Raw genomic sequence first — 16,005 nt, forward strand, 5'->3', positions numbered from 1 at the left:
TGACATGAGCAGGACCTGGAAGGAAGACGTCGAGGCCGCCGTACGGGCGGGTGAACGGATCAGCGATCGTCATATCGTCGAGCAGGTGCGCCAGGCGGTGCTGACCCAGCGCCTGGCGCCCGGCACGCGACTGCCCGAGGTGGCCCTGGGCGAGATCTTCGGGGTGAGTCGTTCGGTGGTGCGCCGGGCCCTGACCCGGCTGGCCGCCGACCACGTGGTCGACCAGCGGCCGAACCAGGTCTCCCGGGTGCGCGCGCCCAGCGTGGAGGAGACCCGCGAGACCTTCGACGCCCGCCGTCTGGTGGAGGGGGAGGTGGCCGCCCAGCTGGCTGGCAGGCTCTCCCGGGACGCCCTGACGGCCCTGCAGGCGGAGGCTCGTGCGGAGGCCGCTGCCCATGAGCGCAGCGATGAGCCGGCGCGTATCGCCCACTCCCTGGCCATTCACCACCGCCTGGCCGAGCTCTCTCCCAACCGGGTGCTCGGCGCCATGCTCACCGATCTGGTGTTGCGCACCTCCATTGTCATCGCCCTCTACAAGCGCCCTACGCTGGCCTCCTGCTTTCTGCAGGGTGACCACCCGCGGCTCCTCGAGGCCCTGAGCTCAGGCGATGCCGAGGGCGCCCGCCATGCCGTGGTGCGCCACCTGGAGAGCCTCGAGGGACTGCTCGATCTCGGCAGCCGGGAGAGCGTCACCGACCTCAAGGCGATCTTCGGCGTAGCCGCCGCCGAACCCTGACCCAGATCGCGGTCGTCTGCGTCGGCCTATCAACTTGTGGTTTCCTCTTGGCCTGAACGACAATGCGCGCTGTTCGCTCGCTCAGGAGGTCCCTACATGCGTTCACGATACGCGGCCTGGCTGCTCGGCCTGGCGCTGCTGCTGCCGGCTGGCCTGCTCAAGGCCGATGTGCCTACGGTGGCGGCGGCCTCGGATCTGCAGTTTGCCCTCACCGAGGCCGCCGAGCGCTTCCGCGCCGAGACCGGCCGCGACCTGCGCCTCAACTTCGGCTCCTCCGGCAACTTCCGCCGCCAGATCAGTCAGGGGGCACCCTTCGAGCTCTACCTCTCCGCCGATGAGGCCTACGTGCTGGCGCTCCATGAGGAGGGGCGCACCGAGGATGCGGGCGTGGTCTACGCCATCGGCCGGCTGGTGTGGATGCAGCGCCCCGGTCGCGATGATCTGCCGGGCGAGGAAGCTCCCCTGGCAGGAGTGCGTGAGGCGCTGGCGGCTCATGCGGCAGGGCAGGGCAGGCCGCGCCTGGCGCTGGCCAACCCCGAGCACGCCCCCTACGGGGTGGCGGCGAAGCAGGCGCTGGAACATGCCGGTCTCTGGGAGGCTACGGCACCGCTGCGAGTGCTGGGCGAGAACGTCTCCCAGGCGGCTCAGTTTGCGCTGACCAGCGACGCCCGCGGTGGCCTGGTGGCCTGGTCCCTGGCGCTGGCACCGGCGATGGCCGAGCGCAGCGAGCATGTGCTGATTCCGGAGTCCTGGCACGCCCCCCTGGTGCAGCGCATGGCGCTGGTCGAAGGGGCCGGCGAGACCGCGCGAGCCTTCTACGCCTGGCTGCAGGAGGAGGAAGCCCGGACGATCCTGGCCGACTATGGCTTCCGCCTGCCCGATCCTGAAGCCACGCCCGCCGACGAGGGAGACGCCACGCCCTGATGGACTGGACGGCTCTCTCGGTCTCGCTGCGCCTGGCCGCCTTCACCTGCCTGCTGCTGCTGCCGGTGGGGCTCTGGATGGGGCGGACCCTGGCCACCACCCGCTTTCGCGGCAAGCCCCTCTGCGAGGCCCTGGTCGCCCTGCCGCTGGTGATGCCGCCCACGGTGCTGGGTTTCTACCTGATGCAGGCCTTCGGGGTCGAGGCGCCCTTCGGCGGGCTCTGGGCCAGGGTGTTCGGCTCGGGGCTCAATTTCACCTTCACCGGCATCCTGATCGCCTCCCTGGTGGCCAACCTGCCCTTCGCGGTGCAGCCGATCCAGCGCGCCTTCGAGACGGTGCCGGCGAACCTGCGCGAGGCGGCCTGGTGCAGCGGGCTCTCTCCCTGGCAGACCTTCCTGCGTATCGAGCTGCCCCTGGTGTGGCCAGGCATCATCTCCGCCCTGGCCCTCACCTTCGCCCACACCCTCGGCGAGTTCGGGGTGATCCTGATGGTGGGCGGTGCCATCGACGGCGAGACCCGTACCCTGGCCATCGCCATCTACGACAGGGTGCAGGCCTTCGACGAGGCGGGGGCGGGGATCATGTCGGCCATGCTGCTGCTGGTCTCCTTCCTGACCATCGGCGTGGTCTACGGCCTGGCGGGCCGGCGGAGGTGGCGACGTGCCTGAGCGTCCTGGATCCCCTGCCTCGCTCTCGGTGAGTCTGCACCAGCCGGGCCCCATCCCTCTGTCAGCGGAGTTCCACTGCGAGGCCGGCGAACTGCTCGCCCTGGTGGGCCCTTCCGGCAGCGGCAAGACCACCCTGCTGCGCGCCATCGCCGGGCTCTATCGCCCTGCCCAGGGGCGCATTGCCTGTGGCGGCGAGGCCTGGTTCGATTCGGGCCGGCGCCTCTCCCTGCCGCCCCAGGGGCGCCGGGTGGGGCTGGTGTTCCAGGACTATGCGCTCTTTCCCCACCTCACCGCCCTGGGCAACGTCATGGTGGCCCTGGACCACCTGCCGCCCCGTGAGCGCCGTCGACGGGCCGGCGGCTGGCTGTCGCGGGTGCACCTGACGGGGCTGGAGGCGCGCTACCCGGGACAGCTCTCCGGTGGCCAGCGGCAGCGGGTGGCCCTGGCCCGGGCCCTGGCCCGAAACCCCCGGGTGCTGCTGCTGGACGAGCCCTTCTCGGCGGTGGATCAGGTGACGCGCCGCCGCCTGCAGCGGGAGCTGGCCATGCTGCGCGAGCAGATTCGCATCCCCATCGTGCTGGTGACCCATGACCTGGATGAGGCGGCGGCCCTGGCCGACCGGCTCTGCGTGCTGCACGGCGGACGCAGCCTGCAGGCGGGCCCGCCGGAGGCGCTGTTTCGCCGCCCGGCATCGGCGGAGGTGGCCCGGGTGCTGGATCGCCACAACCTCTTCAGCGGCGAGGTGGTGGAGGAGGGCGGTGAACGACGCCTGGCCTGGGGACCCTGGCGGCTGGAGGTGGCGGCAGGGCTCGAATCGCTGCCCGTCGGCGAGCGCGTCACCTGGTATCTGCCCCCCTCCGACGTGGTGCTGCACCGGCGCGGGCGCCCCTCCCAGGGGGAGCGGGAGAACCCGGTGCGCGCCCGGGTCGAGTCCCTGGTGGTGCTGGGGGGCATCACCGCGGTATCGCTCGCCTTCGACCATACTGGGCAGACCCTCAGCTTCGATATCGCCACTCATGCGGCCCGGCGCAACGGCCTGGCCAGGGGGGAGCCGGTTCAGGTATCGCTGCTGGCGGCGGGCATTCACCTGATGCCGGCGGAGGATGCGCCGGAGGAGACGAGGACGCCGAGATGAGCCGATACGGGCAGGGAACGGAAACGCCGGGGCCGGACACCCGGAGGCCGCAGCAGGGCCTGGGGAGGGTGTGGCTGGGCATCGCGGGGCTGGTGGTATTGCTGGCGCTCTCACCGGCGCTGCTGGCCGAGGCGCGTGCGCCGTCGGGCCTGGCGGTAGTGCCTCTCACGGTGCACGCCGCCGAGGACGTGCACCGTTTCGAGGTGGAGGTGGCCCGCACCATTCCCGAGCGCAGCCGCGGCCTGATGGAGCGCGATCACCTCGACGAGGACGCCGGCATGCTGTTTCTCTACCGGGACACCCAGTCGCCCCGCAACGGCTTCTGGATGTATCGCACCCTGATTCCGCTGGATATCGCCTTTATCGGCGAGGATGAGCGCATCGCGGCGGTCTTCACCATGTGGCCCTGCGGCTCGGCCAACCCTTCGGAGTGCCCGGTGACCTACCCCGGCGTGCCCTACCGGGCGGCGCTGGAGGTCAATGCCGGCCTCTTCGAGCGCCTGGGCATCGCCGAGGGCGACTGCGTCAGCTGGCCCAGCAGCGTCGGCCACTGCCTGTCATCTGCTGCCGAAGAAGGAATGGGCCCGGCCGAGTAGTGTGCGGCCGGCTGTCATTCAACGCTGGTATTCGTAGAATATCCGCCTTGACGGCCGTGCCGCCGCGCCTGGCCGCCCGCTCCATAATGACAACTGTGGCCCGAGCCCCTTGGGCCACCGCAGCAAGGACACGCCATGACACTCCATCGACCGCTTGCCAAGCTGGCCGCCGCCCTGGCGGGTGCCGCCCTGTTCAGCGCCTCGCTCTCCGCCCAGGCCCGCGAGCTCTCCATCTCTACCGTGCTCTCCGACGCCTTCCCCTGGGGGCAGGCCGCCGAGCGCTGGGCCGAGCTCGTGGAAGAGCGCACCGAAGGCCGCATCACCATGCGGGTCTACCCCAACTCCCAGCTGGTGGCCGGTGACCAGACCCGCGAGTTCTCCGCCATGCGCTCCGGGCTGATCGACGCCGCCGTGGGCTCCACCATCAACTGGTCGCCTCAGGTGCCCGAGCTCAACCTCTTCTCGCTGCCCTTCTTCCTGCCCGACGAGGCGGCGGTGGATGCGGTGACCGGCGGCGCGGCCGGCGAGATGGTCTTCGAGGCGATCGAGTCCCGCGACGTTATCCCGCTGGCCTGGGGCGAGAACGGTTTTCGCCAGCTCTCCAACTCCCGCGGCCCGATCAGCGAGCCCGGCGACCTCGATGGCCTTAAGATCCGCGTGGTGGGCTCGCCGCTCTTCCAGGACACCTTCAACGCCCTGGGCGCCGACCCCACCCAGATGAGCTGGACCGACGCCCAGCCGGCGCTGACCACCGGCGCCGTGGACGGCCAGGAGAACCCGCTTTCGGTGTTCGATGTGGCGCGCATCGACCAGGTGGGCCAGCAGCACCTGACCCTGTGGAACTACATGAACGACCCGCTGATCTTCGCCGTGAACCGCCAGGTGTGGGAGTCCCTGGACGAGGGTGACCGCGAGATCCTGCGCGAGGCGGCCGTCGAGGCCGGCGAGTGGGAGATCGCCATGACCCGCGAAGAAGAGAGCGAGCGCCTGGCCGATATCCAGGAGCGCGGCGTCACCGTCACCGAGCTGACCGACGAGCAGTACCAGGCCTTCGTCGAGGCCACCGCCGAGGTCCACGACAAGTGGGTGCCGCGCATCGGCGAGGCCCTGGTGGAAGCGGCCCGCGAGGCCGTCGAGGCACGCTGAATCGCGGCGCTTACTCCCTCCGTCGCCCCCGCTACCGGGGGCGACGTCATTTCACGAGGTCGACATGACACCCTCACCTGATGCCCGGCCGGAGCGCTGGCTCGCCTCCCTGGCGCTGATCATCATCGCGGTGATCAGCCTCGGCAACGTGGTCACCCGCTATATCACCGGGGGCTCGCTGGCCTTCACCGAGGAGTTCTCGGTGTTCCTGCTGGTGGTGCTCACCTTCGCCGGCGCCGCCGTGGCCCTGCGCCGCAACGGCCATATCCGGGTGGGTCTGCTGGAGCGGGCGCTGCCCGCCGCGCCGCGCCGGGTGCTGATCCTCTTCCAGTGGGGCTGCGGCGTGGCGGTGCTCGGCCTGATCACCTGGTTCGGTGGCAAGCTCGCCTGGCAGGAGTACCAGTGGGAGTCGCTCTCGCCGGGGCTGGGGCTGCCCCAGTGGTGGTACATCGTCTGGCTGCCGCTGCTCTCGGCGGCGATGATGATCCGCCAGACCCAGCAGACCTGGGACCGCCTGCGCGGGAGGCTCAGTGATGAGCCCTGATCTCTGGATGCTGCTTGCCTTCGCGGGCCTCTTGATCGCCGGGGTGCCGGTGGCCTTCTCCCTGGGGTTGGCCGGCGCCGTGGGCATCCTGGCCGGCCTGCCGCCGGCCATGCTGGCGACGCTCGGCACCAACACCTACAACAGCATCGCCAAGTATCCGCTGATCGCCATTCCGCTGTTCATCCTCACCGGCCTGATCTTCGAGCGTTCGGGGGTGGCGCTGCGCCTGGTGCGCTTCGCCCAGGCGCTGATCGGCCCGCGCCACGGGGGCCTGGCCCTGGTGGCGGTGCTGGTCTGCATGATCATGGGCGGCATGAGCGGCTCGGGGCCGGCGGACGCCGCGGCGGTGGCCATGGTGATGCTGCCGAGCATGACCAAGGCGGGCTACCCCAAGCCCTTCTCGGCGACGCTGATCGCCGCCTCGGCCTCCACGGCGATCCTGATTCCGCCCTCGGTGGCGCTGATCCTCTACTCCATCGTGGTGCCGGGGGTCGACCTGCGTGCGCTCTTCGCCGCTGGGCTCTTCCCCGGGATCCTGGCCGGCCTGGCGCTGCTGGTGCCGGCGCTGCTGGTCTCGAAGCGATATGGCTGGGAAGGCGGCACCCCGGTGGAGGGCGCCGAGCGCCTCAAGGTGGGGGAGACCTTCAAGCAGGCGCTGCCGGCGCTCTTCGCCCCGGTGCTGATCCTCGGCGGGCTGCGCTCCGGGCTCTTCACCCCCACCGAGGCGGCGGTGGTGGCGGTGGCCTACGGGGTGGCGATCGGGCTCTTCGTGACCCGCGAGATCGGCGTGCGTGACCTGTGGCGGCTGTTCGGCGAGGCGGCGGTGATCTCCGGCGTGGTGATGCTGATCATCGCGCTGGCCGGCATCTTCGCCTGGGCCGGTACCATGCTCGGCACCTTCCGCGACATGGCCCAGTGGATCATCGCCCTGACCGACAACGGGGTGCTGCTGCTGATCCTGATCATGCTGGCGGTGCTGCTCGCCGGTATGCTGCTCGACGCCATCTCCATCTACCTGATCCTGATGCCGATCCTGATCCCGGTGATGCAGCACTTCGAGTGGAACCCGGTGTGGTTCGGCATCCTGCTGGCCATGAACATCGCCATCGGCCAGTTCACCCCGCCGGTGGCGGTGAACCTGATGGTGACCACCGAGGTGGCCAAGATCCGCCTGGAGCAGACCGTGGGCTGGGCGCTGCTCTTCGTTGCCGCCATGGCCTGCGCCCTGGCGCTCGTCGCCGTGTTCCCGGAGATCGCTCTGTGGCTGCCACGGACCCTGGGCTACAACGTGGGATAGGGCGCTGGTCGCGCTCTTCATGCTGCCCGGAGATCGCTCTGTGGCTGCCACGGACCCTGGGCTACAACGTGGGGTAGGGCATCAGGGGGTGCCCTGTAGGGCCTCCAAGGTGCGCTCATGCAGTTTGGTGCTTTCGGCATCGAAGAGCACGAAGCGCACCCGTTCGATATGCGGGCAGTCGGGCAGGGTGGCGATCACGGTGGCCAGTGCCACCCGGGCCGCCTCGGCCGGCGGATAGCCGAAGATGCCGGCGGAGATGGCCGGAAAGGCGAGGCTTCTGACGCCGTGTGCTTCTGCCAGGGTCAGGGCGTTGCGGTAGCAGTCGGCGAGCAGTTCGTCGGCCGGTTCGTCGCGGCCGTAGACCGGGCCCAGGCAGTGAATCACTTGGCGGTTGGGCAGCCCGAAGGCCTCGGTGATCACCGCCTCCCCCGGGCGGATGGGGGCGAGCGGGCGGCAGGCGCGATCTAGCTCCGGCCCGGCGGCGCGGTGCAGGGCGCCGGCCACGCCGCCGCCGGGCCGCAGCTCGGCGTTGGCGGCGTTGACCACGGCATCCATGTCGGGCTGGCGGGCGATGTCGCCCTGCAGGCATTCGAGGGTGGCCGTCATGGTGGCTCTCCTTGGCGGTGGATGCCTCTCAGTCTGGTCGCTCTCCGCCGGGCCGGGCAACCCGGGGCGCAACCTGAGGTGCGACGCTCCGCCGCCTGACGCCGGGGGAGAGATGGTATATGATAGCGTCCTAACCATATTCCGTTTCTCCATCAGGTGCCGCCATGCTCTTTCCCCCTCGCCTTGCGCCGCTGGTCTTCTCCGTGCTGATGTCGGTCTACATGGTGACGCTGATGACCTTCGTGATCACCTGGGTCAATACCGGGCTCGGTGAGGGCTTCGCGGGGCGCTGGTGGCGAGCCTTCTATATCGCCTGGCCGATCGCCTTCGCGCTGATCCTGCTGGGCGCACCGCGTCTGCAGCGCCTGGCCGCCAAACTGATCCGCAAGCCGGCCAAGTGATGTCGCTGGCCTGAACGAGCGTTGCGCTTTTTGCGTCTTTCCGAGACATTCGTTGCAAATCGGCGCAGGGATTTGCACTTTTGCCGCCATCTCTGTACCAATGGCCTCCCCCAACGAGAAGACGGTGGCCCTTCCCCCCCAGGGAAGGCTCCGGACAACGACGAGGAGGCATGATGAACCAGCGTATCAATATCGAACTCGGCAGCCCCGCCGCCGAGGCCTTCGAGGCCCGGCAGTTCAAGGTCTACACCCACCGCCAGCTCGACAAGATCGAGGCGATTCAGAATCTGCCTGAGGACCTGCGCTTCGATATGCGGGTCGTCAGCCAGGTGCTGCCGTTTCGCGTCAACGAGTACGTGATCGATGAGCTGATCGACTGGAACAATATTCCCGCCGACCCGATCTTCCAGCTCACCTTTCCCCAGCGCGGCATGCTGCGCCCCGAGCACTTCGACGAGGTGGCCGAGCTAGTGCGCCGCGACGCCGATGCCGCCGAGATGAAGCCGGTGATCGAACGGGTTCGCAGCGAGCTCAACCCGCACCCGGCGGGGCAGATGGATCTCAACCTGCCGATGCTCGACGGTGAGCCGCTGCCCGGCATGCAGCACAAGTACCGCGAGACGGTGCTCTTCTTCCCGAGCCAGGGGCAGGTGTGTCACAGCTACTGCACCTTCTGCTTCCGCTGGGCGCAGTTCGTGGGCGACAAGGACCTCAAGTTCGCCTCCAGCGAAGCGGATTCCCTGCACCGCTATCTGGCCGAGCACACCGAAGTCACCGATCTGCTGATGACCGGCGGCGACCCCATGGTGATGAAGGCCAAGCATCTGAGGATGTACCTGGAGGGCCTGATGAAGCCCGAGCTGGATCACGTCCAGGATATCCGCATCGGCTCCAAGAGCCTCACCTTCTGGCCCTACCGCTTCGTCACCGACCCGGACGCCGAGGATATCCTCGAGCTCTTCCGGGAGCTGACCGCGGCCGGCAAGCACGTCGCCTTCATGGCGCACTTCAACCACTGGAAGGAGATGGACACCCCCATCTGCCGCGAGGCGATCCGCCGTATCCGTGCCACCGGGGCCGAGATCCGCACCCAGGCGCCGCTGCTCAAGCACATCAACGACGACGCCGACCAGTGGGCGAAGATGTGGACCCAGCAGGTGCGCCTGGGCATGATCCCCTACTACCTGTTCGTGGAGCGCGACACCGGCGCCCGCCACTACTTCGAGGTGCCGCTGGTGCGCGCCTGGGAGATCTACCGCGAGGCGATGAAGCAGGTGCCGGGCCTGGCGCGGACGGCGCGTGGCCCGTCGATGTCCGCCGATCCCGGCAAGGTGGAGATCCAGGGCGTCACCGAGATCAACGGCGAGAAGGTCTTCGTGCTGCGCTTCATCCAGGGCCGCGACCGCGACTGGGTGCAGCGTCCCTTCTTTGCCAAGTACGACGAAGCGGCCACCTGGCTCAACCATCTGGAACCGGCGCTGGGGGAGAGCGAGTTCTTCTTCGAGGCCGAGTTCGCCGCCATGAAGGACGAGAAGCAGGCGCTGATCATGAAGGCGTCCTGAGCCGGTCCCTCCCCTGCATATCGAAAACCGCGCTTCGGCGCGGTTTCCTGTTTCTGCGCGTGAGAGAGCAAACGCCTCATAAACGTTGGGGACTCCTAGACTGAGGGGTACAATGCCCCCCGCGTTGACCGAGGTCGTTACCCGCTAGGGTTTTTTTCCGCTAAAGTAGTATGGAGTGGTGGATCGACGGATGCATGCCGTCTCTGCCTGATGTTTGCCTACAATGAATGCAATAAGAGGTGTCTTCATGAAACGCCATGCTTTCTCGGCTGCTGCCTTCTCCGGCGCCCTGCTCGGCGCCGCGATGTTCTCGGCCCCGGCCGTGGCCCAGGATCGATTCATCACCATCGGGACCGGCGGTCAGACCGGCGTCTACTACGTGGTTGGTCAGTCGGTGTGCCGCATGGTCAACCGCGGCAGCGACGAGCACAACATCCGCTGCAACGCCCCCTCCACCGGTGGCTCCGTGGCCAACGTCAACGGCATGAAGAGCGGCGAGCTGGACATGGGCGTGGTGCAGTCCGACGTCCAGTACCGTGCCTATCACGGCGAGGACAACTTCGCCGAGGGTGGTGCCTGGGAGGAGATGCGTGCTGTCTTCACCATGCACGGCGAGCCGCTGACCGTGGTGGCCCGCGCCGACTCCGGCATCGAGCATATCTCCGACTTCCCCGGCAAGCGCGTCAATATCGGCAACCCGGGCTCCGGCCAGCGCAACACCATGAACGTGGTGATGGACGCCATGGGCTGGGATACCAGCGTATTCTCCCTGGCCTCCCAGCTGGACGCCGCCGAGCAGGCCGCGGCCCTCTCCGACAACAACATCGATGCCATGGTCTACGTGGTGGGCCACCCCAACGGCTCCATCCAGGAAGCCACCACCACCATCGATGCGCGCCTGGTGCCGGTGACCGGTCCGGAGATCGACGAGATCATCGAGGCCAACCCCTTCTACACCCGGTCGGTGATCCCGGGCGGCCTCTACCGCGGCAATGACGAGGACGTCGAGACCTTCGGCGTGGCAGCGACCTTCGTCAGCTCTACCGCGGTGGACGAGGATGTCGTCTACGAGACCGTCAAGGCGGTGTTCGAGAACTTCGATCGTTTCAAGCGTCTCCACCCGGCCTTCGAGAACCTCGAAGAGGAGCAGATGATCTCCGACGGCCTGACCGCTCCGCTGCATGACGGTGCGGCACGCTACTACCGCGAGCGCGGCTGGATCGAGTGATTTCGCCGAGCTGTTGAATCACCCGTGGTGATCGATGCGCGGACCCCCTCGGGGCGTCCGCGCATCTCGTTGAGGCCCCCCCTGGGGCCGGCGGCTGCGGGGCAGGGATCGATTCATTACTAGACTGTGGGCAGGACCAGCACATGACTGACGAGAAGACAAATGCCCGTGCTGCCGATGTCGACCTGGAGGATATGGTCGCCTCCAGCGACTCGGGAGCACGCAAGCCGCTGGGAGCGCCCGGCAAGCTGCTGGTGGGGATAGCGGCCGCCTGGTCGCTGTTCCAGCTGTGGATCGCCTCACCGCTTCCCTACATCTTCCGCTTCGGGGTATTCAATGCCACCGAGGCGCGCTCCATCCACCTGGCATTCGCCCTCTTCCTGGCCTTCATGGCCTATCCGGCGCTCAAGCGCTCGCCGCGGGACCGCATTCCGATCCAGGACTGGCTCTTCGCGGCGGTGGCCGCCTTCTGCGGCGCCTACATGTTCCTCTTCTACGAGCAGCTCTCGACGCGCCCCGGCGCGCCCCTGACCCAGGACGTGATCGTCGGGGTCATCGGGATCGTGATGCTGCTGGAGGCCACGCGCCGGGCGCTGGGCCCGCCGCTTGCCATCGTCGCCTCGATCTTCATTCTCTATTCGCTGTTCGGTCCCTACATGCCGGGGATCCTGGCCCACCGCGGGGTCAGCCTCAACGGGCTGGTTAACCACCAGTGGCTGACCGCCCAGGGGGTGTTCGGCATCGCGCTCGGGGTCTCGACCAGCTTCGTGTTCCTCTTCGTGCTCTTCGGCGCCCTGCTCGACAAGGCCGGGGCCGGCAACTACTTCATCAAGGTGGCCTTCTCCCTGCTCGGCCACTACAAGGGCGGCCCTGCCAAGGCGGCGGTGGTGGCCTCCGGGATGACCGGCCTGATCTCCGGTTCGTCGATTGCCAATACCGTCACCACCGGCACCTTTACCATCCCGATGATGAAGCGGGTCGGCTTCTCGGCGGAGAAGGCTGGCGCCGTGGAGGTCTCCTCCTCGGTGAATGGCCAGATCATGCCGCCGGTGATGGGGGCCGCGGCCTTCCTGATGGTGGAGTATGTCGGCATTCCCTACGTGGAGGTGATCAAGCACGCCTTCCTGCCGGCGTTGATCTCCTATATCGCGCTGATCTACATCGTGCACCTGGAGGCCCTCAAGGCCAACATGACCGGCCTGCCGACCAGCAACCCGGCGCGCCCCTTCCTCAACAAGGTGATCGGCTTCCTGACCGGCCTGATCCTGCTGATGGCGCTCTCCTTTGCCGTCTACTACGGGCTCGGCTGGCTCAAGCCGGTGCTGGGCGATGCGACCCCCTGGGTGGTGGCCGTGGCCCTGACCGTGGTCTACGTCGGCCTGCTCAAGGTGGGTGCCAAGTATCCCGAGCTCGAGCTCGATGACCCCAGTTCCCGAGTGGTCAAGCTGCCCCAGACCCGCCCCACGGTGATGGTGGGCCTGCACTACATCCTGCCGGTGATCGTGCTGGTGTGGTGCCTGATGGTGGAGCGTCTCTCGCCGGGCCTCTCCGCCTTCTGGGCCACGGTCTTCATGATCTTCATCATGATCACCCAGCGGCCGCTGATCGCCATCTTCCGCGGCCGCAGCAAGGTCGTGGCAGACATCAAGGAGGGCTTCAAGGACCTCTGGGACGGCCTGGTGGCCGGCGCCCGCAACATGATCGGCATCGGCATCGCCACGGCGGCGGCGGGCATCATCGTCGGGGCGGTCTCCCAGACCGGCGTCGGCCTGGTGTTGGCCGACGTGGTGGAGATCCTCTCTATGGGCAACCTGATGCTGATCCTGCTGCTCACCGCGCTGCTCAGCCTGATCCTCGGCATGGGCCTGCCCACCACCGCCAACTACATCGTGGTCTCGGCGCTGATGGCCCCGGTGATCGTGATGCTGGGCCAGCAGAACGGCCTGATCGTGCCGCTGATCGCGGTGCACCTCTTCGTCTTCTACTTCGGCATCATGGCCGACGTGACGCCGCCGGTGGGCCTGGCCTCCTTTGCGGCGGCGGCGGTCTCCGGGGGCGACCCGCTGCGCACCGGTTTCCAGGCCTTCTACTACAGCCTGCGCACCGCGGCGCTGCCCTTCCTCTTCATCTTCAACACCGACCTGCTGCTGATCGACGTGGGGTGGCTGCAGGGCATCGTGATATTCATCATCGCGACCATCGCCATGCTGATCTTCGCCGCGGGCACCCAGGGCTTCATGATCGTGCGCAACCGCTGGTACGAGTCGCTGCTGCTGCTGCTGGTGGCCTTCACCCTGTTCCGCCCCGGCTTCTGGATGGACAAGATCCATGATCCCTACGAGGCGGTGCCTCCCAGCCAGTTCGCCCAGGCCCTGGGCGAGGTGGAGGATGGCAGCAACCTGCGGGTGCAGATCGCCGGCGAGGACGCCTTCGGCGACCCCATGACCACCTATATCCTGGTGCCGGTACCGCGGGGAGATACGCCGGAGGAGCGCATGGAGCGCCTCGGCATGGAGCTCTGGGTGGACGGCGACCAGACCCTGGTAGACTTCGTGCAGTTCGGCGGCCTGGCGCAGGATCTCGGCTTCGACTTCGATCAGGAGATCCTCGAGGTGCTGGCGCCCACCGACCGCTGGGCCAAGGAGTGGATGTGGATACCGGGCTTCCTGGTGTTCGGCCTTGTCGTGCTGCTGCAGCGCCGCCGGCGTGACCCCGGTGCTACCGCTGCTACTGCCTGAGGGAGGTAAAAACCATGTACAACAAGATCCTGCTGCCGGTGGACCTCAACGAGGAGCTCTCCTGGAAGAAGGCGTTGCCCACGGCGGTGACCCTGTGCCGGACCTTCGGGGCCTCGCTGCATGTGCTGACCGTGCTGCCGGACTATCGGATGCCCCTGGTGGGCTCCTATTTTCCGCGTGACTTCGCCAAGAAGGCCCATGAGGCCATCACCGAAGCGCAGCATCAGTTCATCCAGGAGCACGTGCCCGAGGACATCCAGACCCAGACGGTGATCGTCGATGGCTCTCCCTGGGAGGCGATCATCAAGGCGGCCAAGAAGCTCGAGGTCGACCTGATCGTGATGGCCTCCCACAACAAGCGCAAGTTCGCCGACTATGTGCTCGGCCCCAACGCCGAGCACGTGGTGCATCACTCCAAGATGTCGGTGATGATCGTGCGTTAGGCACTCACCTGGCGGGCGCCATCGGTGCCCGCACGCCATGCAAGTGCCCCGGCCGTCTGGCCGGGGCACTTGCGTTGGGGGAGTCGTCGGAAATCAGCTGACGCTGATGCTCGCCTCGTGGCGGGCGCTCTCGCCGCTGTCGTCCTGCCACTCGAATACCACCTCGGCATCCTCGGTGGGGGAGAGGTGAAAGCGCAGGTAGGGGTTGGCCGAGACCGACTGGTGCAGGTCGGCAGTGAAGGCGGCCTCGCCGTTGAGAGTCACGGTGAAGCGTTCGATGATATGACGCGGCAGCGTCTCTCCGCCGGCGCCCTCGCGCAGGCCAGTCTCCATGGGGTGGCTGATCAGGGTGCGTACCTCCACGGGTTCGCCGGCGGCGGCCTGCTCCGGCAGGCTGACCCGCGGGTTGGCCAGGGGCTCGGGACCCTGGTCGTCACCGCGCATCAGGCAGCCGCTGACGGTGATGCGCACGTCCCGGGCGGTGGCGAAGGTCTCCCCCCGGTGGCTGCGTGCGATGGCGATCACCTGCTGGCTCTCGTTGAGGCGCACCCGGGTGGAGATCTCCGGCAGCCCGGCCTCCGGGCTCAGGTGGAAGCTGGCGATCTCCGGGTAGGGGTTGCCCGTGGCAAAGAGGTGGATCTCGGCGAGGTGGTCACCCTCCGCCAGCGAGGCGTCGAAGCGCACGCTGAGCGGAACCGCGGATCCATCCTCGGAGACATGGGGCAGCTCCAGGGCCAGGCCCTCGGTGGCCGGCGTGGTGCCGCGGAGCAGGTCACCGGCGGCATCGAGGCGCTGCCAGGGACCATCGGCCAGGGCGGCCGAGGAGAGGCCCAGGGGCGAGAGTGCCATCAGGCCGGCACCGATCAGCAGGCGGCGCCGGGAGAGAGCGCGAAGCAGGAGGGGATGAGGCATGAAGGAGCTTCCTCGAGGGTGGATCAGGTAGACGTGGAGTTGGACAGCGTGAGAGGCCCCTTGATCCCCAGCCAGGCGCCGGCGGCGATGCCAGCCAGGGCGGCGAAGGTGGGCAGCGCCAGGGTCGAGAAGCCCGAGAGCCCCTGGCCGATGGAGCAGCCCAGGGCCAGCACGCCGCCGATGCCCATCAGGGCACCGCCCGCCATGCTGCGGCCCATATGGCCGGGTCCGGAGAACCCCTGCCAGGCAAAGTCGCGACGGACGAGCGCCATCACCAGGGCGCCGGCCAGCACCCCGGCCACCACGCTGACGCCGAAGCCGAGCCGGGTGCCGGTAGCGAGCATGGCGTACTGCAGGGCGTCGGCGATGGGGGCGATGAAGGTGAGGGTGGCCAGGCGCACGGGCTCGAAGTCATCGAAGCCCAGCACGCCGGTGGCAAGCCAGCCGGCCGGTACCAGGGCGCCGATGACCAGCCCGCCGAGCCAGTCTCGCGGCGAAGCGCGAAAGTCGCGGCTGGCAAGCGCCCAGGCGATGAGTGCGCCGCCGAGCACCAGGGCCGGCAGCCAGGCGGGAACGCCGAGCAGCCCGGGCAGATCCCGGGCGGGGAGGGCGAGGGTGGTGGCACCCTCGAGCCAGACCCGCAGCGGAGCGAGCAGGCCGGAGAGGGTCATGGCGGCCGAAAGGCCCAGGCAGACCAGCACCACGAAGCTCCTCAGGTTGCCGCTGCCGAGCAGCACCAGCGAGCGGGCGCCGCAGCCGTTGGCCAGCACCATGCCGTAGCCGAACAGCGCACCGCCCAGGGGCACCGCCAGCCAGGAGGCGCTGGGCGGCAGGTAGAGGGCGCCGCCCAGGGAGAGCACGCCAAGCGCTGCCAGCGCCTGGCTGCCCAGCAGCGCCACGGCCATGGCCAGGGCGAAGGCGCGCAGCTTGCGGCTATCCCCGGTCGTCCAGCTGTGGTTGAGGCCGCGCAGCAGGCAGAAGCCGCTCGCCTGGGCGGTGGCACCGAATGCCAGGCCGATCACCAGGCCCGACCAGGCCACCAGCTCGGTATGGCTCATGGAAAACTCCT

General features: G+C 68.3%; 16 protein-coding genes. 13 read left to right on the forward strand and 3 right to left on the reverse strand.

The window, feature by feature from the left end:
• The first annotated feature begins 4 nt into the window (after positions 1-4).
• The 8 genes from ACRYRV_RS11685 (at position 5) to ACRYRV_RS11720 (ending at position 7,046) form a co-directional block, all read left to right on the forward strand.
• Positions 5-736 (forward strand): GntR family transcriptional regulator, encoded by a 732-nt coding sequence (locus ACRYRV_RS11685; protein WP_253444917.1) that lies wholly within the window; start codon positions 5-7, stop codon positions 734-736.
• 96 nt (positions 737-832) lie between these two features.
• Positions 833-1,660, forward strand: coding sequence for a molybdate ABC transporter substrate-binding protein (gene modA / locus ACRYRV_RS11690; protein ID WP_169959118.1), 828 nt, complete (start codon positions 833-835; stop codon positions 1,658-1,660).
• The gene (modB, locus tag ACRYRV_RS11695; protein ID WP_169959117.1) at positions 1,660-2,328 is read left to right on the forward strand and encodes a molybdate ABC transporter permease subunit; all 669 of its coding nucleotides are present in this window, start codon (positions 1,660-1,662) and stop codon (positions 2,326-2,328) included. Before modA ends, modB begins: the two co-directional genes overlap by 1 nt.
• Positions 2,321-3,463 carry an ABC transporter ATP-binding protein gene (locus ACRYRV_RS11700; RefSeq protein WP_169959116.1) on the forward strand — a complete coding sequence of 381 codons (1,143 nt, stop codon included), beginning with the start codon at positions 2,321-2,323 and terminating at the stop codon, positions 3,461-3,463. Before modB ends, ACRYRV_RS11700 begins: the two co-directional genes overlap by 8 nt.
• Positions 3,460-4,059 (forward strand): DUF192 domain-containing protein, encoded by a 600-nt coding sequence (locus ACRYRV_RS11705; protein ID WP_444985048.1) that lies wholly within the window; start codon positions 3,460-3,462, stop codon positions 4,057-4,059. Before ACRYRV_RS11700 ends, ACRYRV_RS11705 begins: the two co-directional genes overlap by 4 nt.
• Positions 4,060-4,194: 135 nt before the next feature.
• The gene (locus ACRYRV_RS11710) at positions 4,195-5,205 is read left to right on the forward strand and encodes a DctP family TRAP transporter solute-binding subunit (protein WP_169959114.1); all 1,011 of its coding nucleotides are present in this window, start codon (positions 4,195-4,197) and stop codon (positions 5,203-5,205) included.
• Positions 5,206-5,269: 64 nt separating this feature from the next.
• Positions 5,270-5,749, forward strand: coding sequence for a TRAP transporter small permease (locus ACRYRV_RS11715; protein WP_169959113.1), 480 nt, complete (start codon positions 5,270-5,272; stop codon positions 5,747-5,749).
• The gene (locus tag ACRYRV_RS11720) at positions 5,739-7,046 is read left to right on the forward strand and encodes a TRAP transporter large permease (RefSeq protein ID WP_444985046.1); all 1,308 of its coding nucleotides are present in this window, start codon (positions 5,739-5,741) and stop codon (positions 7,044-7,046) included. The genes ACRYRV_RS11715 and ACRYRV_RS11720 overlap by 11 nt, the downstream gene beginning before the upstream one ends.
• 81 nt (positions 7,047-7,127) lie before the next feature.
• On the opposite strand, the gene ACRYRV_RS11725 is transcribed toward ACRYRV_RS11720, so the two are convergent.
• A complete protein-coding gene (locus tag ACRYRV_RS11725) occupies positions 7,128-7,652 on the reverse strand; it encodes a macro domain-containing protein (protein WP_444985045.1) in 525 nt (174 codons plus the stop codon).
• Positions 7,653-7,816: 164 nt separating this feature from the next.
• On the opposite strand from ACRYRV_RS11725, the gene ACRYRV_RS11730 reads away from it, so the two are divergent.
• The 5 genes from ACRYRV_RS11730 to ACRYRV_RS11750 all read left to right on the forward strand — a co-directional run bounded on the left by ACRYRV_RS11730 (position 7,817) and on the right by ACRYRV_RS11750 (position 14,024).
• Entirely contained in the window at positions 7,817-8,053 is a 237-nt protein-coding gene (locus tag ACRYRV_RS11730) for a DUF2798 domain-containing protein (protein ID WP_253444902.1), read from the forward strand.
• A gap of 173 nt (positions 8,054-8,226) precedes the next feature.
• On the forward strand, positions 8,227-9,615 hold the full coding sequence (locus ACRYRV_RS11735) for a KamA family radical SAM protein (protein ID WP_309635352.1): 1,389 nt from the start codon (positions 8,227-8,229) through the stop codon (positions 9,613-9,615).
• A gap of 247 nt (positions 9,616-9,862) precedes the next feature.
• Complete coding sequence (locus tag ACRYRV_RS11740) at positions 9,863-10,843, forward strand: TAXI family TRAP transporter solute-binding subunit (RefSeq protein WP_253444893.1); 981 nt, start codon at positions 9,863-9,865, stop codon at positions 10,841-10,843.
• A 143-nt stretch (positions 10,844-10,986) separates the two neighbouring features.
• Entirely contained in the window at positions 10,987-13,581 is a 2,595-nt protein-coding gene (locus ACRYRV_RS11745) for a TRAP transporter permease (protein WP_444985044.1), read from the forward strand.
• 14 nt (positions 13,582-13,595) lie between these two features.
• Positions 13,596-14,024: a universal stress protein gene (locus tag ACRYRV_RS11750; RefSeq protein ID WP_253444887.1), complete on the forward strand. Its 429-nt coding sequence runs from the start codon at positions 13,596-13,598 to the stop codon at positions 14,022-14,024.
• A 93-nt stretch (positions 14,025-14,117) separates the two neighbouring features.
• Here the strand turns inward: ACRYRV_RS11750 and soxZ are convergent, their stop codons facing one another.
• Complete coding sequence (gene soxZ, locus ACRYRV_RS11755; RefSeq protein ID WP_444985043.1) at positions 14,118-14,936, reverse strand: thiosulfate oxidation carrier complex protein SoxZ; 819 nt, start codon at positions 14,934-14,936, stop codon at positions 14,118-14,120.
• 23 nt (positions 14,937-14,959) lie between these two features.
• Positions 14,960-15,994 carry a YeeE/YedE family protein gene (locus tag ACRYRV_RS11760; protein ID WP_253444881.1) on the reverse strand — a complete coding sequence of 345 codons (1,035 nt, stop codon included), beginning with the start codon at positions 15,992-15,994 and terminating at the stop codon, positions 14,960-14,962.
• Positions 15,995-16,005 lie beyond the last annotated feature (11 nt).

It is taken from the genome of Halomonas mongoliensis, from assembly GCF_052496345.1.